20 protein-coding genes and 1 pseudogene are annotated in these 21,674 nt (G+C 39.9%); 15 read left to right on the top strand and 6 right to left on the bottom strand.

What is annotated here, in order from left to right; all coding sequences use genetic code 11:
* The first annotated feature begins 90 nt into the window (after positions 1-90).
* The 6 genes from LC040_13730 (at position 91) to menC (ending at position 7,648) form a co-directional block, all read left to right on the top strand.
* A complete protein-coding gene (locus tag LC040_13730; GenBank protein WLR50324.1) occupies positions 91-1,509 on the top strand; it encodes an isochorismate synthase in 1,419 nt (472 codons plus the stop codon).
* Entirely contained in the window at positions 1,496-3,256 is a 1,761-nt protein-coding gene (gene menD / locus LC040_13725) for a 2-succinyl-5-enolpyruvyl-6-hydroxy-3-cyclohexene-1-carboxylic-acid synthase (GenBank protein ID WLR50323.1), read from the top strand. The genes LC040_13730 and menD overlap by 14 nt, the downstream gene beginning before the upstream one ends.
* Positions 3,243-4,049: a 2-succinyl-6-hydroxy-2,4-cyclohexadiene-1-carboxylate synthase gene (menH, locus tag LC040_13720; protein ID WLR50322.1), complete on the top strand. Its 807-nt coding sequence runs from the start codon at positions 3,243-3,245 to the stop codon at positions 4,047-4,049. Before menD ends, menH begins: the two co-directional genes overlap by 14 nt.
* A 47-nt stretch (positions 4,050-4,096) precedes the next feature.
* Complete coding sequence (gene menB / locus LC040_13715; protein ID WLR50321.1) at positions 4,097-4,915, top strand: 1,4-dihydroxy-2-naphthoyl-CoA synthase; 819 nt, start codon at positions 4,097-4,099, stop codon at positions 4,913-4,915.
* 104 nt (positions 4,916-5,019) lie between these two features.
* Entirely contained in the window at positions 5,020-6,525 is a 1,506-nt protein-coding gene (locus LC040_13710; protein ID WLR50320.1) for an o-succinylbenzoate--CoA ligase, read from the top strand.
* A 16-nt stretch (positions 6,526-6,541) separates the two neighbouring features.
* Positions 6,542-7,648, top strand: coding sequence for an o-succinylbenzoate synthase (gene menC, locus LC040_13705; GenBank protein ID WLR50319.1), 1,107 nt, complete (start codon positions 6,542-6,544; stop codon positions 7,646-7,648).
* Positions 7,649-7,876: 228 nt separating this feature from the next.
* On the opposite strand, the gene LC040_13700 is transcribed toward menC, so the two are convergent.
* From LC040_13700 to LC040_13680, 5 genes are all read right to left on the bottom strand, one after another.
* Positions 7,877-9,289, bottom strand: a complete 1,413-nt coding sequence (locus tag LC040_13700; protein ID WLR50318.1) for a TRAP transporter large permease subunit — start codon at positions 9,287-9,289, stop codon at positions 7,877-7,879.
* Positions 9,289-9,795 carry a TRAP transporter small permease gene (locus LC040_13695; GenBank protein WLR50317.1) on the bottom strand — a complete coding sequence of 169 codons (507 nt, stop codon included), beginning with the start codon at positions 9,793-9,795 and terminating at the stop codon, positions 9,289-9,291. Before LC040_13695 ends, LC040_13700 begins: the two co-directional genes overlap by 1 nt.
* A 179-nt stretch (positions 9,796-9,974) precedes the next feature.
* Positions 9,975-11,036, bottom strand: a complete 1,062-nt coding sequence (locus LC040_13690) for a TRAP transporter substrate-binding protein (GenBank protein WLR50316.1) — start codon at positions 11,034-11,036, stop codon at positions 9,975-9,977.
* 616 nt (positions 11,037-11,652) lie between these two features.
* On the bottom strand, positions 11,653-12,306 hold the full coding sequence (locus LC040_13685; protein WLR53295.1) for a response regulator: 654 nt from the start codon (positions 12,304-12,306) through the stop codon (positions 11,653-11,655).
* Positions 12,307-12,316: 10 nt separating this feature from the next.
* Positions 12,317-13,930, bottom strand: a complete 1,614-nt coding sequence (locus LC040_13680; protein ID WLR50315.1) for a sensor histidine kinase — start codon at positions 13,928-13,930, stop codon at positions 12,317-12,319.
* Between the two features lie 128 nt (positions 13,931-14,058).
* Here LC040_13680 and LC040_13675 point away from each other — a divergent pair, with 128 nt between their 5' ends.
* The 9 genes from LC040_13675 (at position 14,059) to LC040_13635 (ending at position 19,950) form a co-directional block, all read left to right on the top strand.
* Positions 14,059-15,132 carry a TRAP transporter substrate-binding protein gene (locus LC040_13675; protein WLR50314.1) on the top strand — a complete coding sequence of 358 codons (1,074 nt, stop codon included), beginning with the start codon at positions 14,059-14,061 and terminating at the stop codon, positions 15,130-15,132.
* 152 nt (positions 15,133-15,284) lie between these two features.
* On the top strand, positions 15,285-15,581 hold the full coding sequence (locus LC040_13670; GenBank protein ID WLR50313.1) for a rhodanese-like domain-containing protein: 297 nt from the start codon (positions 15,285-15,287) through the stop codon (positions 15,579-15,581).
* Positions 15,582-15,615: 34 nt separating this feature from the next.
* The gene (locus LC040_13665; protein WLR50312.1) at positions 15,616-16,011 is read left to right on the top strand and encodes a DsrE/DsrF/DrsH-like family protein; all 396 of its coding nucleotides are present in this window, start codon (positions 15,616-15,618) and stop codon (positions 16,009-16,011) included.
* Between the two features lie 89 nt (positions 16,012-16,100).
* Positions 16,101-16,883 carry a sulfite exporter TauE/SafE family protein gene (locus LC040_13660; GenBank protein WLR50311.1) on the top strand — a complete coding sequence of 261 codons (783 nt, stop codon included), beginning with the start codon at positions 16,101-16,103 and terminating at the stop codon, positions 16,881-16,883.
* A gap of 24 nt (positions 16,884-16,907) precedes the next feature.
* The gene (locus LC040_13655; GenBank protein ID WLR50310.1) at positions 16,908-17,474 is read left to right on the top strand and encodes a methyltransferase domain-containing protein; all 567 of its coding nucleotides are present in this window, start codon (positions 16,908-16,910) and stop codon (positions 17,472-17,474) included.
* An 89-nt stretch (positions 17,475-17,563) separates the two neighbouring features.
* Entirely contained in the window at positions 17,564-17,875 is a 312-nt protein-coding gene (locus LC040_13650) for a hydrolase (protein ID WLR50309.1), read from the top strand.
* A 140-nt stretch (positions 17,876-18,015) separates the two neighbouring features.
* Entirely contained in the window at positions 18,016-18,531 is a 516-nt protein-coding gene (locus tag LC040_13645; protein WLR50308.1) for a hypothetical protein, read from the top strand.
* Positions 18,532-18,615: 84 nt separating this feature from the next.
* Complete coding sequence (gene ytkD, locus LC040_13640) at positions 18,616-19,092, top strand: nucleoside triphosphatase YtkD (protein ID WLR50307.1); 477 nt, start codon at positions 18,616-18,618, stop codon at positions 19,090-19,092.
* 57 nt (positions 19,093-19,149) lie between these two features.
* Positions 19,150-19,950, top strand: a complete 801-nt coding sequence (locus tag LC040_13635; protein ID WLR50306.1) for a prolyl oligopeptidase family serine peptidase — start codon at positions 19,150-19,152, stop codon at positions 19,948-19,950.
* Between the two features lie 27 nt (positions 19,951-19,977).
* Here the strand turns inward: LC040_13635 and pckA are convergent.
* Positions 19,978-21,569, bottom strand: a pseudogene (gene pckA / locus LC040_13630) (phosphoenolpyruvate carboxykinase (ATP)).
* Between the last annotated feature and the right edge of the window lie 105 nt (positions 21,570-21,674).

The raw sequence follows: 21,674 nt of genomic DNA, 5'->3' as shown, positions 1-21,674 counted from the left end.
ACGTGGTATGCTTATATTGACACTCTATAACTTGCGTTGTATCTTAAAATAAGCTGATTTTGTGCGAAATTGCCTATGGAGGGAGCAATCATGGTTGCAATTCAACAGGAACTTGTAACAGAGCAACTAGCTCTTGGGGTGCAAAAAGCGAAAGAACAATCGAGAGATATCCTCGTAAGTATGGTGAAGAAGCTTGACGATTGTTCTCCACTCGCTGTTTTTGCAGCTGCTAGAGCGTTAAATATAAAAGAACGAATATATTGGGCAGAACCTAACAGTGTCTTGCAAATGGCTGCTATTGGCGCGGTAAAAACGGTGGAAGCGGTTACAGAAGACCGTTATACAGAAGTAGCCTATAAATGGCAAGAAATTGTGAAGCATGCGGTGATTGCTCCTGACAACGGACCACAAGGAACAGGCCCGATGCTTTTAGGTGGATTTGCGTTTGATGAAAACAAAAATACAAATCCAATGCTATGGAAGCAATTTTCTAATACGAAGTTTGTGCTTCCCCAATTTATTGTTTCTCGAACGCAAGAACAAACATGGTTAACGGTGAATGTAGTGGTTAATGAAGAGGATAATATAGATGGAAAAGCAGATGAACTTGTAAAGCTGGAAAATGAAATGTTTTCAGCCATTCATTCTGTTTCTTCAGCTGGACAAAATAAGTTTACTTTTGTTGAAGAAAAGGCGAAGGAAGAGTGGTTAGAGGCAGTAGATGACCTTGCCCGAGAGATTCGTGATCGATTATATGAAAAAGTTGTACTCGCTCGTGAGTTACGAATTGGCATGGATAAAGCATTGCTCGCAGAACAGGTGCTAAAACGATTAAAACATGAACAGCCTACTAGCTACATTTTCGCTTTTCAATTTGAAGATGACTGTTTCTTAGGAGCGTCTCCTGAACGACTAGTCAGACGAGAAAATGAAGAGTTTCTTTCAACATGTCTTGCTGGTTCAATTGAGCGCGGTGCTACAGCTCAAGAGGACCAACAATTAGGGCAAGTGTTGTTAGATGACCGAAAAAACCTTCACGAGCATCAGATCGTTGTGGATATGATTCGTTCTGCAATGGAACTGTGCTGTAATGAAGTCGATATTCCGGAAAAGCCTGTTTTATATAAAGCTCGAGATATTCAACACTTATATACACCTGTAGTGGGTAGGGCAAAAGGGAATGTTTCTTTATTGTCAGTAGTTGGACATTTACATCCAACGCCAGCCCTTGGAGGGTACCCACGCAAGGTAGCACTTGAGAAGATTCGTGAGCATGAGGCACTTGAAAGAGGATGGTATGCAGCTCCTATTGGTTGGATCGATTATCAAGGGAACGGTGAGTTTGCTGTTGCGATCCGCTCTGGTCTGTTGCAAGGAAAAGAAGTGTCTTTATTTGCTGGGTGCGGTATTGTTGGAGACTCAACTCCTGAAAGTGAATATAACGAAACAAACGTAAAATTCCGTCCCATGCTTTCGGCGATAGGAGGAAGAATAAATGTCCCTGAATGAGCCTTTAAGTTCTTATGTATTTGCCTTTATTGATGAATTAGTTCGAACAGGAGTGACCAGTCTCGTAATAAGTCCAGGCTCTCGCTCCACTCCGATCGCCATGGCCGCAGCTCAACACCCAAGAATGGAAACTTGGGTGAATATTGATGAGCGTTCTGCGGCTTTTTTTGCGTTAGGGATGGCAAAGGCAAGTAAGAAACCAACAGCAATTGTTTGTACTTCTGGTACAGCTGCTGCAAATTATATGCCAGCTGTTGTCGAAGCGAAGCAATCACGTGTACCGTTAATCGTTTTAACTGCAGACCGTCCCCATGAGCTTCGTGATATCGGAGCTCCTCAAGCGATTAATCAAATCGACTTATTCGGAAGTTATGTGAAATGGTTTTCGGAAATGGCTTTACCAGATAATTCCTCGCAGATTATCCGCTATGTTCGTACAGTAGCAGGACGGGCCGCAGCCGTATCGAATGCTGAACCAGCTGGACCTGTACATTTGAATTTTCCATTGCGTGAACCATTAATTCCGACACTTGAGCAAGAGATGCTTACATATACTGCAAGAGAGGAACAACAGCCTTACGTTCAGGTTAATACAGGGAAGAAAACATTGAGTCAACCTGAATTAGAGCATTATATCTCATATTTTGAACATGTTGAGAAAGGCTTGATTGTTTGTGGACCACAACAGGATGAACATTTGCCTCGAGCAGTTGTTGAGTTAGCTGAGGCACTTGGCTGGCCAATTCTAGCTGACCCATTATCACAGCTTCGTGGAGGAAGTCATTCGAAAGAGCTTGTAATTGAAACATATGATGCGTTTCTTCGAGATGAAGAAATTACGACAAAGCTTGTTCCGGAAGTGGTTATCCGCTTCGGAGCGATGCCTGTTTCAAAGGCTTACATGCTGTTTTTGAAGAAGTACCCACACATCCGCCAAATGGTTGTTGATAATGATAGTGGCTGGCGTGAACCGACATTGCTGGCCTCTCATATGATCTATGCTGACCCAGTTTCTTTTTGTGAGCAAATAATTGAAGTCATTGATGAGCGACCAGCTCGATTTGAATGGTTAAATCGTTGGGTTAAAGCGAATGACATGGCTAAAGGTGTAATCAATGGTTTTATTTATGAAGAGGGATTCTTTGAAGGACATGTTGTGAAGTATTTAATGAACGCTTTACCGCAACAAGCATCTGTTTTTGTTGGAAACAGTATGCCTGTACGCGATTTAGATACATTTTTATTGAACCATTCAAAGGATATTGAAACTTTTGCAAATCGAGGTGCAAATGGAATTGATGGCGTCGTCTCCAGTGCTCTTGGTGTAAGCACTGTGAAATCACCGCTTGTGCTGTTAATTGGTGACTTATCTTTTTATCATGATTTGAATGGTTTGCTTGCAGCAAAAATGTATCAGTTGAATGCAACAATTATTGTGGTGAATAATGATGGAGGGGGAATTTTTTCTTTTCTTCCTCAATCAAAACAGGCTGAGCACTTTGAATCATTGTTTGGCACCCCACATGGCTTAGAGTTCGAGTATGCGGTTAAGATGTATGGCGGAAAATATACCAAAGCTACAGCTTGGGAGCATTTTAATGAAGCTTTAGCAGAAAGTATTGAAGCTAGTGGTCTCCACGTTATTGAAGTCCCGACAAACCGCGTTGACAATGAACAGCTTCATCGCCAGCTTTGGAAGGACGTTCAACAGCATATAAGTGAGGCGTTGCGTCATGAAAATTCGTAATGTGAACTACTATGTTGAAACGAAAGGGGAAGGCGAACCACTTGTTCTCCTTCACGGTTTCACAGGCTCTACAGCCGATTGGTTCCCTTTCGTAGAAGAGTTTTCAAAAGCATCTCAAGTTGTGTTAATTGATTTAATTGGGCATGGGAAAACAGAAAAGCCGCATGATGAAGCGCGTTACCAAATGGAAGAAGTCGTTGAAGATTTAAAAGAAATTTTTGATCAGCTTGGTTTGGAAAAAGTGACACTGCTTGGCTATTCAATGGGAGGCCGTACTGCTTTATCATTTGCAAGTATTTATCCAGAGCGTGTGCACAAGCTTATTCTTGAAAGCAGCTCTCCAGGGCTACAAACAGAAGAAGAGCGTGAAGAACGACGTGAACGAGATCGGATGCTTGCTAATAAAATTGAGCAAGAAGGAATGGAATGGTTTGTGGGGAAATGGGGTAACATTCCATTATTCGCCTCTCAAAAACGTTTACCTGATGCAGTGAAGGAAATGCAAACGAAACAAAGGCTAAAAAATGTCCCACGCGGTTTAGCGAACAGCTTGCGAGGAATGGGAACAGGTGAACAGCCTTCATGGTGGAATGAGTTAAATACATTCAATTTTCCTGTTTTTTTGTTAACAGGCGAGGAGGATGAAAAATTTTTTACAATTGCAAAAAAGATGAAAAAGCTTATTCCAAACGCATTTCATCAAGTAATTGATCATGCAGGCCATACAATTCATCTGGAAGAACCAAAAATCTTTGCTAAAATAGTAGTAGATGCTTTGAAAGAGCATTCATAATTTTAGAAAGCACATCTACGTGCAGTCTTTAAGGAGGTACATAAGGAATGGCAGTTGAATGGGTACAAGAACGTAACTACGAAGATATTTTGTATGAAACGTATAATGGAATCGCGAAGATTACGATTAACCGTCCAGAGGTTCGTAATGCATTCCGTCCGCAAACAGTAAATGAATTAATTGATGCGTTTGCATATGCACGCGATGATTCAAACATCGGTGTTATCATTTTAGCAGGTGCAGGAGATGACGCTTTCTGTGCAGGAGGCGATCAGAAAGTTCGCGGGCACGGAGGATATGTTGGCGAAGATAAAATTCCACGTCTAAATGTATTAGATTTACAACGTTTAATTCGTGTGACACCAAAGCCGGTTGTGGCAATGGTATCAGGCTATGCAATTGGCGGCGGGCATGTTCTTCATGTCGTTTGTGACCTTACAATTGCAGCAGATAATGCAATTTTCGGTCAAACAGGACCGAAAGTTGGAAGCTTTGACGCTGGTTATGGTGCTGGACTTCTTGCTCGTATGGTTGGGCATAAGAAAGCACGTGAAATCTGGTATTTATGCCGTCAATACACTGCGCAGGAAGCATTGGACATGGGCTTAATCAATACAGTAGTTCCGCTTGAAAAGCTTGAAGAAGAAACTGTGCAATGGTGTAAGGAAATGCTTGAAAAGTCACCAACAGCACTTCGTTTCTTAAAGGCTTCTTTCAATGCCGATACAGATGGACTAGCTGGTCTGCAACAATTCGGCGGGGACGCAACATTGCTTTATTATACAACTGATGAAGCAAAAGAAGGGCGCGACGCATTTAAAGAAAAGCGTACACCTGATTTCAAGCAATTCCCACGCTTCCCGTAAGCCATTTGTGAGCGTTTGACTCAATCGAAGGACACTGCTTCAATAGAAGCATGTGTCCTTTTTCTTTGTTAGAATAAGGAGAGAACAACAAGGGTGTGAGAACAATGTCAGAAACAATGCCGAACTGGCTTTTACAAAGAGCAAATTTAACGCCTGATAGGCCGGCAATTATTACGGAAAAACAAACAATCACTTATTTAGAATTATTGCATGAAACAAAGAAAATGGCCGCTCAGTTAGCTGCAGTAGGTGTCAAACCTGGAGACAATTGTGGTTTGCTTATTAAAAACCGGGTTGAGAGCGTCGTGCTTATTCGCGCATTAGAATCAATTGGGGCGGTTTGTGTACTGTTAAATGTTCGCCTTACTATGGAAGAAATTGTTTGGCAAATGAATGATGCACATGTTTCTTCCTTTTTTTATGATAAAGATTTTGGAGACGTGGCCGATCAAATAACAACAAACTTACCGTCTGTACATTCTTATTCTTTTAAGCAGCTACAACAAGAGAAGCAAGCTGGTCCCATTGTTTTAAGAGAAACGTTTGAGCTAGAGGAATTACATACAATTATGTACACATCAGGGACGACTGGAAAGCCAAAAGGAGTTCAGCTTACGTACGGAAATCATTGGTGGAGTGCGATTGGTTCATCGTTAAACCTTGGTCTTCATGCTGATGATCGTTGGTTAGCTTGTGTACCGATTTTTCATGTCAGTGGCTTATCAATTCTAATGAGAGCGATGTTTTATGGCATTACGGTTGTTTTGCACGAACGTTTTGACCCTAATGAGGTAAATAAGTCAATCGAAGAAAACAATGTGACGATGATTTCTGTGGTAAGTGCAATGTTAACAGAAATGCTGAAGCAGCAAGGGAAACAAGCTTATCCGAAATCATTGCGATGTGTCCTGCTTGGCGGAGGCCCTGCGCCGATGCCGTTGCTTGAAGAGTGCAAGGGACGTAATATTCCTATTTTTCAAACGTATGGAATGACTGAGACTGCTTCACAAGTTGTAACGTTGGCCCCTGAATATATGCTTTCAAAGCTTGGTTCAGCAGGTAAGCCGCTATATCCTGCTTCTGTTCGAATTGAGGTAGACGGACGAGCAGCACGGTCTGATGAAGCTGGGGAAATTGTTGTAAAAGGACCTAACGTAACAAATGGTTATTATCGTAGACGTGATGCGACACGTGAAGCCATTCAAGATGGCTGGTTTTACACAGGAGATATTGGGTTTCTAGATGAAGATGGATTTCTATATGTTCTTGACCGACGTAGTGATTTGCTTATTTCAGGAGGAGAGAATGTTTATCCTGCCGAAATTGAAAGTGTGCTTTTGGAACATGAGGCAATTGAAGAAGCAGGTATATGTGGTGTCGAAAGTGAAAAGTGGGGAGAGGTGCCTGCGGCGTTTGTCGTTTTTCAAGAAGGTGAATCAGCATCTGTAGATGAATTAATTCATTTTTGCTCTCAAAAGCTTGCTTCATATAAAGTGCCAAAGATTTTCTATAAGGTAGAGCAACTTCCACGTAATGCTTCGAAAAAATTATTAAGACGAACACTTAAAAAATGGGTAAATGAAAAGATAGTGAAACGTATGAATGAATAACGAGGATGTGAAACTGTTGGAAATTCGCAAAATTACGCTTCACCATATTGAGATGAATTTGAAAATGCCTTTTGCAGCAAGCTATGGAACAATTACAAAGCGACCATTTATAATTGTTGAAATGGAAGATGAAGAAGGACAAACAGGTTGGGGAGAATGTGCAGCATTCGCTGTTCCGTGGTATACAGAAGAAACGATTAATGGGGCATGGCATATTCTTGAGGATGTGTTCATTCCTGAAGTTTTCCAAAAGCCACTTGGTAGACCAGAAGACTTGTTGGAAGAATTATCGCTTTATAAGCGGAATTATATGGCGAAGTCAGCGCTAGATGAAGCTGTGTGGGACCTATTTGCTAAGCGACAGAAGAAGCCATTGGCAGAGGTAATTGGCGGAAAACGAAAACAAGTGAAAGCAGGTGTCGTGGTAGGGATTCAACCTGTTTCAGATATGCTTAAAGCAATCGATGAATATCTTGCCCAAGGGTATGAACGGGTGAAAGTCAAAATCAAGCCTGGGAAAGATAGAGAAATCCTTGCCCCTATCCGTGAACGCTTTCCTAATCTGCCTCTTATGGCAGATGCCAATAGTTCGTATACCTTGAATGATATCGAAGACTTACAAGCACTTGATGAGTATAACCTTTTAATGATTGAACAGCCACTTGGGTTTGATGATATAATCGAACATTCTTTATTACAAAAACAAATTCAAACGCCAATCTGTTTAGACGAAAGCATTACTTCTTACGAATCTGCAAAGAAGGCTGTCCAATTAGGAGGATGCAAAGTTGTTAATTTGAAAATTGGTCGAGTCGGCGGCATTACAGCTGCTAAGCGAATTCACGACTTATGCAAGGAGCATAACATTCCTGTTTGGTGTGGAGGATTATTAGAATCAGGTATTGGCCGCGCCCACAATGTCGCAATTTCAACATTGGACAATTTCGTTTACCCTGGTGATCTATCAGCTTCATCCCGTTACTGGGAACAAGACATCGTAAAACCAGAATGGACCGTTCAAAACGGCACAATGCAAGTACCAGACCAACATGGAATCGGTGTAATCGTAGACAGAGGCTTCCTCGAAAGACTAACCGTCCGAAAAGAAACCTTTAAAATATAGAAAAGCGGAGAAAGCCTGCTTAAACCGATCGGCTGGTGGAACTCCTGACATAGAAAGCCGTTTTTTGCTTTCGGAGGAAGGGGTGAAGCAGCCCGACGGTTTGGCTTTCGCAGCTGGATCAAAGGAACCCTGCCTAAGAGCGTCACGTCCTGTGCATCGGAAGCGTATTCGAATCACCACATTAAAGAATAAGCAAAGAAGCGGCTGCCAAAGAGGCGCCGCTTCTTTTTATAGTCCGTATAATAAGTTTGGAAGCCACAAGCTGATTGCCGGTATATATGTGACAAGGATAAGACCGACAACGACGGCAATAAGCCAAGGAACTGCAGCTTTTGTTACGTCAATAAGAGGCATGTCCGTTATCCCGCTGGCAACATAGAGGTTTAAGCCTACAGGCGGTGTAATCATACCGACTTCCATATTCACTACCATGATAATACCGAAGTGAATTGGATCAATTCCGAGTGCCATTGCAACTGGGAAAAGAATTGGAGCTAAAATCGTAATAATCGCAGTTGGCTCCATAAATTGTCCTGCAAAGAATAACAATACGTTTACGATTAATAAGAAGACAATCGGACCAACATTCCAATCTGTAATTAACTCAGCGATTGAATGTGGAATACGTTCAAGAGTTAAGATGTGAGCAAATACCATTGCCATCGTAATGATGAAAAATAGCATTGCAGTTGTTTTGCTCGAATCAACAAGAATTCCAGGGATATCCTTAAGCTTTAAATCTCTATGAAGAAACAAGCCGACAATAAGACCGAAAATACATGCCACAGCAGCTGATTCAGTTGGTGTAAATATCCCGCTGTAAATTCCACCGATTACGATAATTGGCAAGGATAAGCTCCAGACTGCCTGTCGTAGTGCTTTCATTCTTTCGCCAAATGTGGCTTTTTCTGCACGGGCAAAGTTGAATTTTTTCGCACGATAGAAACTAACAAAAGCAAGTAGTGACATTAGAAGAATACCAGGCACAATACCTGCTAAAAACAATTTTCCCACAGATTGCTCAACTGTAACTGCATATACGATCATCGGAATACTTGGCGGTATAAGGATGCCGAGTGAACCGGCAGTTGAGATCGAACCGACTGCATAGCTTTTATCATAATTGTTCTTAACCATCGCTGGAATCATGATGCCCCCGATAGCAACAACTGTTGCTGGTGAAGAGCCAGAAATGGCAGCGAATAGGGCACAGGAAACAACGCCCGCAATCGATAATCCTCCAGGTATATGGCCAACCCAAGCATTCGTAAGGTTAATTAATCGTTTTGCAACTCCCCCTGTGGTAAAGATATTACCAGCAAGGACGAAGAATGGAATTGCCATTAGTGGAAAGCTGTTTAAGCCTGAAAAAACTTTACCTGCTAAGTCAGGTAATGGGTCAGTTGTAAAATAATAAATTGTTACGAGTGATGCAAGACCCAATGAGATTGCAATTGGTAAACCGAGCAGTAAGAACAGGAATAATATGGTGAAAAGTGCAAGCCCCATGTTTCCTGTTTGCATTGCATAGACTGTCCCGCCTAAAGAAAGCAAAACACATAAGGCTGAGAAAAGACGCTTCAGTGGTGAACCTGGCTTATTAATTTCCGGTGTGTTTGACTCAAGTTTAGCAGCTTGCATTATTTCACCCCTCCTTCTTGATGTAGGACAAGCTCTGCAGGTGTTTTGATTACTTTCACAATTTCTTGAATAAAACGAATTGACATTAATCCGAATGCAAGTGGAACGATTGCTTTAGGAACGTAAAGAGGTACTTCCATTTCTGGTGTTACTTGTCCAAATTCCATAATAATTAGGATGTGCTGATAACCTAACAATGCAATTAAGAAGCAAAACAACGTACAGACGGAAAGTGTTAATATTGTAATACCTTTTTGAATGGAGTAAGGAAATTGTTGAACGACTAAATCTACACCTAAGTGAACCTTTTCACGTACCCCAATCGAAGCACCAATTAAGCCAGTAAAAATTAATAAATAAACGACAAGTTCATGTGTAAAGCCAAGTGAGCCTCCAAAACCGTAGCGTAAAACAACTTCAATAAATGTAAGCGTAACGCCAACGACAAGGGCAAGTCCGACTGCAATTTCTTCTAAGCGGTTTAACAGTGTATTAAGGACTTTCACGTTCAATCCCCTCTTTCTAGAAAATCCATTTCAATAAAAAATCATACGCCTGGGTATAAGTAGAAGATTCAGTATTAATAAATATTAAATATGAGGAAAGTAGAGTTGTTCATAACCAATGGTGAGGCAAGAAAGGTTTTGGTTATAAAAAGGGGGAAAGTGCTCCCCCTCATCTAACATTAATTACGTAATGCCTTAACAGCATCGATTAAGTCTTTCCCAACTTCTTCTTCAAATTGCTTATAAACTGGGTCCATTGCTTCCATCCAAACTTGTTTCTCTTCATCAGTTAGTTCATGAATTTCTTCAAGTGTGCCATCAGCTTTGATTTTTTCTAATTCTTCATCATTCAAACGCTGTCCATTTTCACGTACCCAAGTAGTTGTTTCATTTAGTGCTTGCTCAAGACCTTCACGTACGTCTTCTGGAAGTCCTTCCCAGAATTCAGCATTTGTAATTACTGCATAGCCAAGGTAACCGTGGTTACTGATTGTCATATATTTTTGTACTTCATGGAATTTCTTAGAGTAAATGTTTGAAAGTGTATTTTCCTGTCCATCGATAACACCTTGCTCAAGTGCGCTGTATACTTCACTGAAAGGCATTGGTGTAGGATTTGCATTTACTGCCTCAAATTGAGCTTCAAGAACTTTACTAGACATAACGCGGAACTTTTGCCCTTCAAAATCTTCAGGCTTAATAAGTGGCTTTTCATCAAGTGTCATTTGTTTAAAACCGTTATCCCACATTGCAAGACCATATAGGTTTTGCTCTTTTAACATGCCAAATAGTTTTCCACCAATTTCTTCGCTTTCCATTGCTGCTTGAACGGCTTCTACATTAGGAAATGCGAATGGAAAGTCAAAGATCGTCCACTCTGGGAAAAGCTTTGACACTTTAGATGTTGCCGGAGCTGCTAATTGAACATTGTTTTGTTGAACAGCTGCTAATACATCGTCATCATTGTATAGCTGGGAGTTAGGGAATACTTGCACATCAACTTTTCCACCTGTATATTCCTCAGCTAATTCTTCAAACATGTTCGCTGCTTGACCTTTTGGCGTATTTTCAGCTACAACGTGCGAAAACTTCACAACGATTTTCTCATCAGATGCTTGACCTTCTCCACCTTCACCTTCTGCAGGTGCACTCGAACTTTCTTGATTACGAGCTCCACAGCCAGCAAGTACGCCTAATGCTAATACGAAAGCCATGGTTAACATCGCCCACTTCTTAAACATAAAAAATTCCCCCTTCGAATTGTTAGTTTGACTAACATCAAAAATATTTAGAATATTTATAATTAAATGTTAGCCTTCAATAAGCAAATTGTTAAGAATTTGTTCATATTGTTAATTTTGTTCATTTTGGTCTGAAAACGCTTACGATAAGAAAAGCGGAGGTGGCTCGCTCAGGGGCGACAAGCATAAGGCAGAATGTGGAGGGAACCGCCCTTAGTTCCCGCAACAGACTGACTTATGACCTCGAGCCCCTAGCCACCGTAGCTGGCCAAAAAGAAAAGCGGAGGTGGGCCGCTTAGAAATATTGTTTGCTGGAGCCTTCACACAGAGAAAGCCGTTCTTTGCTTTCGACGCATTAAAAGGAACGTCGGTTAAGAACGAAACGTCCTGTTTCAACACCGACGCTAGCACATCCTGTGCGTCGGAAGCAACTCGCGCAGCCTGCCTTTCGCAGCTAGATCAAAGGAACGCTGGCTAAGAGCGTCACGTCCTGTGACAACGCCTGCACTAGCACATCCTGTGCGTCGAAAGCGGAGGTGGGCCGCTCAGGGGCGACAAGCATAAGAGCAGCCTGCTCAGAAAATAAAAAAACGAAGAAGGAAAGTTCCTTCTTCGCTTATTGGTTAATCATATAGCGATTTACAGGTCTGCCGACACCGCCGTATTGGATTGTAATTTGGACCTTTCCTACTTTTTCGAGATATTCTAAATATCTTCGAGCCGTGACACGGGCTAAACCGACCCCTTCTGCTACTTCTTCAGCTGAAACAGCATAGTCTATATTAGACAGATAGAGAACAATTTTATTCAAGGTGACAGCATTTAACCCTTTTGGTAATGTCTCTCGATTTTCATACGTTTTGTTATGCAAAAGGCTATCTAGCTCAGCTTGTGAGATTTTTGTGTTTGTATGGAGTGTTCGGCGGTATTGATTATAATTTTCGAGTGCTTGCTTGATTCGTTCAAATTTAAATGGTTTCATAATATAATCGACAGCCCCATGTTGAAGCACACGTCTTACGGTTTCCATGTCATTTGCAGCCGTTACAGCAATGACGTCAATTGGATGTTCTTCGTTACGAAGATAAGAGATTGTTTCAAGACCATCCTGGTCAGGCATAAAAATATCGATAACCGCTAAATCAGGCTTTAAAGCATGTACCATCTTTACACCTTCTACGCCATTTGAGGCAATACCAACTACTTTAAAGCCTTCGACGCGCTCAATGAACTGCTTATTTACTTCTTGTACCATTGGGTCGTCTTCCATCAACAAGACTTTACATACTTGCTTCGCCACCTCTTCCATCACTCCCATCCATTAAAAACGTAATAATAAAGCTTGTTCCGAAGTTCTTTTGTGAGTTTACTTGAATATCGCCTTTTCCTTTTTGAACAATTTGTTGCACTAAAAATAGTCCAATACCTTGGTTTTCTGATGATTTTGTCGAAAACCCTTGGTCAAAAATATAGGCAGCATCACTGTCGGTCATTCCACACCCGTTATCTTCTACGAGAATTGAAAGAATTTCATCATCTTGTTCAATGCTAATATAGATTTCACGTTGTTCTACATCGAATGATTTAAATGAATCAAATGCATTTTCAATTAGATTACCTAAGATTAAAACAAAATCATGATGGTCAAGAGAAGGAGGAAACTGTTTTAATTGGCTTCTGCGGTCAATATAGACGTCAATTCCAAGCTCTTTTCCGCGTCGTACTTTACTTAAAAGAAGACCTGAAATGCTGTCATTATGAATATTTTTACTTAAGAAGCGGGTCAACTCCTGTTGTTCTTCTGTAATTTGAAAGACGTAATCCAAAGCCTGTCCTTCATTCCCCATTTGAATTAAACCAGCAATGGTATGCAGTTTGTTCATATGTTCATGATTTTGAACGCGCAATGCATTTACGAATGCTTTAACACCTGTTAGCTCCTCTGCCATCTTTTTGACTTCTGTTTGGTCTTGGAATATAGCGACAGCCCCTGCAACTTCATTGTCTACTTTAATTGGCACACGATTACTTAGAATGTTTTTATTTTTAACTTGAAGTTCTTTATTGTAGATAGGATGTTCTAGTTGCAAGATTTCAGGTAAGCGTGTATCAGGGATTACTTCTTGAATCAGTTTGCCTTCAGGGTTCCCACTAATGCTTAACATTTCCTTGGCTCGGTCATTGAAGATAGTAATTCTCTTTTCTTTATCAATCGCGACAACCCCTTCATGCATCGCATTGAATGTTTCTGTACGCTCAACAAGCAGCTTTGCAATTTCATGAGGTTCAAGTTGAAAAATTTCTCTTTTTATCACTTTTGCCAACATCCATGCACCCCAGCCACCGAAAAGGAAAGAGATTGTAGCAGTGATATAAATTTCTTGTCGGAGCTCCTTCATTAATTCAAAGATGCTTGGTAGTATATAACCTGCAATAATAACGCCAACTTGTTGATGTTCATGATTCATAATTGGCACAAAAGCTCTAACTGCAGTGCCGACTTCACCTTTTGCTTTTGATGTATAGGTATGTTCAGCAAATGCAGCATCTTCGTCCTCCCCAGTAGAAGGGGTTCCAATAAGTGTTTCAACTGGGTGTGAGAGGCGTGTCCGGTTCATATCTAAGACAACAATATAATCTGCATTGTTAATGATGCGAATTCGTTCGACAACTTCATTTATTTTGCTTCGCTCTAATTTTGTACCGTTGACATTTTCCTGCACGCTAGAAAGCTGTGCAACCGTGCGTGCAGTTATTAATGCTCGTTGACTTAACTCCTGTTCCTTCATGTTGATAAAGTTTCCTGTGAGAACAATCCCAACAATAATTAAGGTGAAAACAATAATTGTGAAAATAAAAGTTAATATCTTCCATTTAATTGATATTCGCTGCATCAGTTCTCAACCTTTTCGCAATTGAAGTAATTTCTTTAGCGGAGTAATGTTTAATGTTATTTTAACATTCAAAATTTTGATCTGGTACAATAATATAAAATCAGGAAATGAAATGGTGTGAGGGCATCGTGCGTAATTTTGTTAGTTTGAGCTTATTTATTATTTCTTGTGTTTGTATCGCAATAGTAGTTGGCTTCGGCTATGATTCTTCTCTTACTGCAATTTCAGTAGATGATGAGCAAGAAGGCCTTAGTGAACAAATTGTAATTAATTTCAGTCATGTTGTTGCTGAGAATACGCCAAAAGGGTTAGCAGCACAGAAGTTCGCTGAAATAGTAAAGGAAAAAACAGATGGTAAAGTAAAGGTTGAAGTTTTTCCTAACGGCATGCTGTATTCTGATGGGGAAGAAATTGATGCACTCCTTAGAGGAGATGTGGAAATGATTGCCCCTGCATTTTCCAAGTTGACGGAGTTATCATCAGAATGGCAAGTATTAGATTTACCATACTTATTTGAAACACATGAAGATGTAAAGAGAGCTTTTGAAGGGGAAATTGGAGATATCTTACTGAAGAAGCTAGAAGATCATCAAATAAAGGGGTTGGCATTGTGGAGTAACGGGTTTAAGCAAATGACAAGTAATGAAGGCCCATTGCGAGAACCGGAGGACTTTAGAGGTCAAAGGTTTCGAATTATGCCGAGTAATGTCTTGAGAGAACAATTTGAAATGCTTGATGTGCAGCCAAGCAGCACACCATTTAATAAAGTATATAATAATCTTGATACACGCTACTTAGATGGCCAGGAAAATACAATTTCAAATATTTATTCAAAAAGGTTTTATCAAGTACAGAATTATTTAACAATCAGCAACCACGGTTATTTAGGGTATGGGGTATTAACGAATAAGAAGTTCTGGGATAATCTACCGAATGATGTACAATCAGATATTCAGGAAGCGATGGATGAAACGACTGCATGGATTTTTAAGCAATCTGCACATCTAAATGAACAGCAGCTACTAAGAATTCGTCAGCATTCAGATATTCAAATTTATGAGCTGACATATGACGAACGAAAAAAGTGGAGAGCTTATTTTGAGCCGTTATATCAAGATTTTGCTTCAAGGATTGGAGAAGATTTAATGAATGAGGTAGAAACCATTCAACATGGATATGAAATGGAGACGAGGGCTAGATAATTCTAGTCCTCTTTCTTTATTTTTATGTTTACGTCACAGGGTATAAGGTGAAATATTTTTTTAGGTGTTGATCTTTTTTAAAATCTTTAGTAATATACCTCTAGGGGTAATGGTAAACAAAAAGTTGTAGATGGAAGGAGGAGCTTCTCGAGATGAAAGAAATATCAACACATGAAGCTTTGAAAGCATATCAACAAAAAGAACCCCTTCATTTTTTAGACGTAAGAGAAGATGAAGAAGTGGCTGAAGGGAAAATTCCAGGCGCAAAGCATATTCCGTTAGGTGAGATATCTTCACGCCTGAATGAATTAGATAAAAGTAAAACATATGTTGCCGTTTGTCGCTCAGGAAACAGAAGTGGTAGAGCTTCTATGTTTCTAGAAGAACATGGTTTTAATGTTATTAACATGGATGGCGGCATGAGTCAGTGGCAAGGAGAAACAGAATAATAAAATACTAAATTATTTTAGGAGGAATTTTACAATGGCTAATAAAACAGCGATTATTGCAGCAAATGGTGGACTTTTCGATGCGTATAAGGTGTTTAACATTGCAACAGCAGCGGCTTCAACAGATGGAGAGGTAGCAATTTTCTTCACATTTGAAGGGTTAAATCTTATTCACAAGGAAGGCCACAAACAACTAGCAGTACCTGAAGGAAAAGAACAATTCATCGAAGGATTTAAGAATGCAAATGTTCCAAGCATCCCTGAATTAGTAGAAATGGCTTCCGAAATGGGCGTACGACTAATCGCTTGTCAAATGACAATGGATGTAATGGGCCTTGAAAAAGAAGACTTTGTTGATGGTATCGAAGTAGGCGGCGCAATGACGTTCTTAGACTATGCACAAGATGCAAATGTTACACTAACGTTCTAAAAATTTAGTGTATAACAATAGGGTAAAAGAAAGGGCAGTGTATACTGCCTTTTCTTAATTAACAAAAATGCAATGGCAGGTGAAGAAATATGGATATGATGTATTGGGTTGTTATCTTTTTAATTGGATTTGTAGGTTCATTTATTTCTGGAATGGTTGGTATTGGCGGTTCGATTATTAAATATCCGATGTTACTTTACATCCCGCCTTTATTAGGTTTTGCGGCTTTTACCTCACATGAAGTATCAGGTATTAGCGCAGTGCAAGTGTTATTTGCAACCATTGGCGGTGTTTGGGCATATCGTAAAGGAGGATTTTTAAATAAAGATTTAATCCTCTATATGGGTGTCAGTGTCTTAATTGGTAGTTTTATCGGTGCTTACGGTTCAGGTATGCTGTCTGAAGATGGAATTGATCTTGTATATGGTATTCTAGCAGCATTAGCAGCAATTATGATGTTTATCCCTAGAAAAGGGTATGATGATATTGACCCGAAAGATGTAACGTTTAATCGCTGGCTAGCAGCAGGGCTTGCCTTTGTTGTCGGTATTGGGGCAGGTATTGTTGGTGCAGCGGGCGCATTCTTACTTGTACCAGTAATGCTTGTAGTCTTGAAAATACCTACTAGGGTAACAATTGCGAGCTCATTAGCCATCACATTTATTTCCTCAATCGGTTCGACAGTTGGAAAATTCACGACAGGTCAAGTATTGCTTCTTCCTGCTGCAGTTATGATTGTAGCCTCTCTGCTTGCCTCACCATTAGGCGCAAATTTCGGTAAAAAAGTAAACACGAAATTCTTGCAAATCTTTTTGGCTTTATTAATTTCCGCTACTGCGATTAAAATATGGATTGACGTACTATTTGGTTAATACAAGCAGAAAGGATGAATTAATTTGGCAGGACATCGATTTAATCCCGCAAAAGCAGATAAGTTAATCTCAAAGGAACGTCTTGAGGCGCTCCCGCCAGAGAAAGTGTTAAGTGCACTAGACATAACAAAAGGTGAAGTGGTGGCAGACTTAGGGGCTGGAAATGGTTTCTTCACACTGCCAATTGCTGAACAAACAGGCAAAACTGTATATGCAGTTGACATTGAACCGAAAATGCTTGAACTTCTTCAAGAGCGGGCAAAGGAAGCAGCTATTTCTAACATAACGTACATTGAAAGTGACTTAGAAAACACCCAAATTACTGCTGACTCAACTGATAAAGTATTAATTGGGTTTGTTATGCACGAAGTACCGAATAGACAAAACGTATTGCAGGAAGTCGAACGAATCTTAACAAGTAATGGCGTCGCATTATTGCTTGAATGGGAAGCAGTAGAATCTGAAATGGGACCTCCACTTCACGAGCGGCTAGCTTCTAATGAGTTTAAGGCCGAAGTCGAAGCATACGGCTATCGTGCAGAGGTTGTTCACTTCAACGATGCAATGTATGGGTTAAAGGTGACTTTCTAATCTGCGCTAAGACCTCAGCTCTTTATGTATAAGTTATACATGTTTGCGGCATAAGAAAGGTAAGCATGTATGTGGAGGAGCTGAGTGGAATGGAAAAGAAAACATATTACGTGGCAGTTGGAGCGCGTGAGATCTCTCAAATAAGAGATTATGGATTAAATCAGTTTGAAATTCAGGCGACAGAGGATGAGATTTTTAGGCTACGTGAAGTCTTTGATGAAGCTTATTCTGCTGATTGGCTTTCCTTTTGGCGCTCCCATGTTCCTTATGTTCAGTATCACCATGATAAAGAAAACGATATGTATGATGATGATATGAAGCAAGTGTTTCAAATGATCTATGAATTTGGCACGCCTGAAACAAAACAACAAATCGAAAGCATTGGTGTGTTAAAAGCTTGAGCTTGAACTTCTCCTGAAATATGGAGAAGTTTTTTTATTTTTCTGATTTTTTGTTTGATTCATTGCTTAGAATAAGTTTAATCACTCGTTAAAAAAGGAATAATAAAATACAGAATGATTAGCAGAAAGGAGCATACAACATGAGCGGAGGCATCGGTCCATCAATTGTAGCAGTTGTTTTGTCGATATTTTTATTTATCCCTGGAGCAGTGAATGATAGTATTCAACCGTTATCGTCAACTGTCGCGACCGCCGAAAGTGCTTCCTACAGTGAGCTTGAAGAAGAGGATATTGCTCGTGCAACGCAATCATTTATTGATACGTTAGTCCAAAATAGTGATGAAAATTACCGAGTAACTCGTTATGATAATAAAGAAGAATTGTTGGATGCTTTTGACTCTATTGCAGTTGAAAAAGCTGTTAAGCCTTATGTGGATTATTATTTCCAAGAGAAAAACGGCGACTTGTATATTAAGCCGACTGAATTACCACCATGGTTCAAACCAAATCAGTCTTATGAAATTGACCAGATAGATAATACACATGCAAAGGTACAGCAATCTAACGAAACAAGCTTATACGGTAATTATACAATTACAATTGATTTTCTATATAAAAACGAGCAATGGGTTATCCAAGATGTTCATTATCAATAATTCTGTGTGTGGGAATTGGATTATTTCTTGAACAAGTGCTATGATCTGAACATAAAATATTAAAAAATGGAGTACAAGGGATCTATGTTCACATTTACAGATTACTATGACAATGTTGTAAAACTTTCATTCGATGACCATCCTTTTTCCAACACACCAAAACATGTATGGGTAATATGCCGATTTCAAAACCATTGGCTTCTAACAAAGCATAAGAGGCGTGGAATTGAGTTTCCCGGAGGAAAAGTTGAAAAAGGAGAGACTCCTCACCAAGCTGCCATTAGAGAAGTATTCGAAGAAACTGGTGCTTCAGTTGCAAACTTATATTACATTGGACAATATGAAGTTTGTGGTAAAGGTGGCACGATTATAAAGAATATTTATTACGCTGACATCAATAAAATTGAAGCACAACGCTCTTATTACGAAACAGAAGGACCAGTATTGCTTGATTCTTTACCGGATAACCTTCGTACAGGCGAGACGTTTAGTTTTATGATGAAGGATGAGGTATTGCCTCATAGTTTAAAGCAAATTGAGAAACTCTCACTTCGTACCTAAAAAGGTAAGGTGAGGGTTTTTTATTGGAAAGTGATTGTTAAAGGAAGGTGATTCGTTGTGTACGATGGTCAAATAATTGAAAAACAAGCATACCCTTCACCACACCCTAACATACGTGTATTCCTCGTTACTTACATAAGCAAAGGACTGAAAGTAAAAGGCTTTTTAGCTGAGCCAAAAGGAGAAGGGGTTTTTCCTGGCTTCCTTTACTTAAGAGGAGGGATTAAGAACGTTGGCATGGTCAGAATTGGCCGGATTATTCAATTTGCCTCTGAAGGATTTGTCGTTATGGCGCCATTTTATCGTGGTAACCGTGGGGGAGAAGGAAAGGAAGACTTTGCAGGAGAAGACCGATATGATGCGTTCTCAGCGGTTGAATTATTACGTCAGCACGAAAAAGTAAAGAAGAATGTCATTCACGTATTTGGGTTTTCGAGAGGTGGAGTAATGGCGCTCTTAACAGGACTGTATGAAAATATATCCTCTCTCGTCATATGGGGCGGAGTGACTGATATGTTCTTAACCTACGAAGAACGGTTGGATTTGCGTAGAATGATGAAGCGGGTTATTGGCGGGACTCCAAATAAAGTTCCTGAAGCTTACAAAGCTCGTACGCCACTTTATGAGGTAAATAGACTTCATGTCCCTGCATTAATTATTCACGGTGCAAAGGATGAAAACGTATCAGTTGAACATGCCTATCGATTAATGCGAAAGATGGAGGAGTATCAAAAGGCATATACAGCATGGATTTTTGACGAACACACTCATTATTTCCCACCAGATATTAACCGTAAGCTCGTCAAAAGATTAACAGAGTGGATGAAGGAACAAGAAAAAAGAGTTGACTCAATTTGAGTCAACTCTTTTTAATAATGTGGCACATTATTCTGTATCGATAGGACCTGCCAAACGAATTTCTTCTGCTACACCATTGAATTTCTTGAAGTTTACATTGAATTGATGAGCAAGATCTTTTGCTTTATTGTCATATGCTGCACCATCGTTCCAAGTTTTCTTCGGTTGAAGAACTTCATCAGGTACACCTGGGCAGTGTGCAGGGATTTGAAGTCCGAAGATAGGATCCTTAATAAGCTCTACATTATTTAATTCGCCTTCAAGCGCTGCGCGAACCATTGCACGTGTGTAAGAAAGATTCATACGTTTTCCTTCACCATATGAACCACCAGTCCAGCCAGTGTTTACAAGGAATACTTGGGCATTGTATTGGTCAATTTTCTCACCAAGCATTTCTGCATAACGGCTTGCCGGTAATGGTAAGAATGGAGAGCCGAAGCACGTTGAGAATGTTGCTTCAGGTTCAGTAATACCACGCTCAGTTCCTGCAAGCTTACTTGTGTAACCACTAATAAAATGGTACATTGCTTGTTCTTTTGTTAATTTACTGATTGGAGGCAATACGCCAAATGCATCAGCTGTTAAGAAAATGATTGTATTCGGGTGGCCTGCAATACTCGGGTCAACGATGTTGTCGATTGCTTGTAATGGATATGCCGCACGAGTATTCTCAGTTAATGAAGAATTGTCATAGTCTGCTTCACGAGATTCATCATCAAGCACAACATTTTCTAACACAGAACCGAAACGGATTGCATCCCAAATTTGTGGTTCTTTGTCACGAGAGAGGTTGATACATTTTGCATAACAACCACCTTCAATATTAAAGACACCATTATTTGACCAACCGTGCTCATCATCTCCGATTAGACGACGATTTGCATCTGCAGAAAGAGTTGTTTTTCCAGTTCCAGAAAGTCCGAAGAAAAGAGCAACATCTCCTTCTTGACCTACGTTAGCAGAGCAGTGCATAGAAAGAATATCACTCTCTGGAAGTAAGAAGTTCATAACAGAGAAGATTGATTTTTTCATTTCTCCAGCGTACTCCGTACCACCAATTAGAACGATTCTACGCTCGAACGAAACCATAATGAATGTTTCTGATTTCGTACCGTCCACTTCAGGATTTGCCTTGAAGTTAGGAGCTGAGATCACTGTAAATGATGGCTCATGTGATTTCAATTCTTCTTCAGTTGGACGAATAAAAAGTTGGTGCACGAACAAGTTATGCCATGCATACTCATTAATTACTTGAAGTTGAAGGCGGTGCTTTTTATCTGCTCCAGCAAATCCTTGGGAAACGAAAAACTTCTTCTTTTTCGTTTAAATATGCTAGGACTTTGTTATATAATGAATCAAATATTTCTGGTGAAATTGGCTGGTTTACCGCTCCCCCAGTCGATTTTGTCTTTTGTAGATTCTTCTTCGACTATATATTTATCTTGAGGTGAACGACCAGTATATTTCCCTGTAGTCGCACGGATAGCACCAGTAGAAGTTAATACACCTTCACCACGTGCCAGTGTCTTCTCAACAAGTTGAGGCACGGATAGGTTGTGTTTCATACTTTCGCTTTTCAACAATGCGCTCAAGTCAACAGTACGTTCAACGGAATTCATTTGGCATAACCATCCTTTTTATTAGAATATAAATTATTTTAATTGTGATTTTCTTTTTTCTTCTTGAATTAGTATAACATATTCATTTAAATAGTCTATACTATT

It is taken from the genome of Bacillus tianshenii (assembly GCA_020524525.2).
GTDB lineage: Bacteria > Bacillota > Bacilli > Bacillales > Bacillaceae_N > Bacillus_AV.
The sequence above is the reverse complement of the archived record's forward strand: the minus strand, read 5'-3'. Positions and strand labels throughout refer to the sequence as shown.

What these genes read in the sequence shown, in the direction of transcription:
- LC040_13730 (WLR50324.1), top strand. Translation starts at nt 91, where the DNA reads ATGGTTGCAATTCAACAGGAACTTGTAACAGAGCAACTAGCTCTTGGG.
- menD (WLR50323.1), top strand. Translation starts at nt 1,496, where the DNA reads ATGTCCCTGAATGAGCCTTTAAGTTCTTATGTATTTGCCTTTATTGAT.
- menH (WLR50322.1), top strand. Translation starts at nt 3,243, where the DNA reads ATGAAAATTCGTAATGTGAACTACTATGTTGAAACGAAAGGGGAAGGC.
- menB (WLR50321.1), top strand. Translation starts at nt 4,097, where the DNA reads ATGGCAGTTGAATGGGTACAAGAACGTAACTACGAAGATATTTTGTAT.
- LC040_13710 (WLR50320.1), top strand. Translation starts at nt 5,020, where the DNA reads ATGTCAGAAACAATGCCGAACTGGCTTTTACAAAGAGCAAATTTAACG.
- LC040_13700 (WLR50318.1), bottom strand. Translation starts at nt 9,289, where the DNA reads ATGCAAGCTGCTAAACTTGAGTCAAACACACCGGAAATTAATAAGCCA.
- LC040_13690 (WLR50316.1), bottom strand. Translation starts at nt 11,036, where the DNA reads ATGTTTAAGAAGTGGGCGATGTTAACCATGGCTTTCGTATTAGCATTA.
- LC040_13685 (WLR53295.1), bottom strand. Translation starts at nt 12,306, where the DNA reads ATGGAAGACGACCCAATGGTACAAGAAGTAAATAAGCAGTTCATTGAG.
- LC040_13680 (WLR50315.1), bottom strand. Translation starts at nt 13,930, where the DNA reads ATGCAGCGAATATCAATTAAATGGAAGATATTAACTTTTATTTTCACA.
- LC040_13670 (WLR50313.1), top strand. Translation starts at nt 15,285, where the DNA reads ATGAAAGAAATATCAACACATGAAGCTTTGAAAGCATATCAACAAAAA.
- LC040_13665 (WLR50312.1), top strand. Translation starts at nt 15,616, where the DNA reads ATGGCTAATAAAACAGCGATTATTGCAGCAAATGGTGGACTTTTCGAT.
- LC040_13660 (WLR50311.1), top strand. Translation starts at nt 16,101, where the DNA reads ATGGATATGATGTATTGGGTTGTTATCTTTTTAATTGGATTTGTAGGT.
- LC040_13650 (WLR50309.1), top strand. Translation starts at nt 17,564, where the DNA reads ATGGAAAAGAAAACATATTACGTGGCAGTTGGAGCGCGTGAGATCTCT.
- LC040_13645 (WLR50308.1), top strand. Translation starts at nt 18,016, where the DNA reads ATGAGCGGAGGCATCGGTCCATCAATTGTAGCAGTTGTTTTGTCGATA.
- ytkD (WLR50307.1), top strand. Translation starts at nt 18,616, where the DNA reads ATGTTCACATTTACAGATTACTATGACAATGTTGTAAAACTTTCATTC.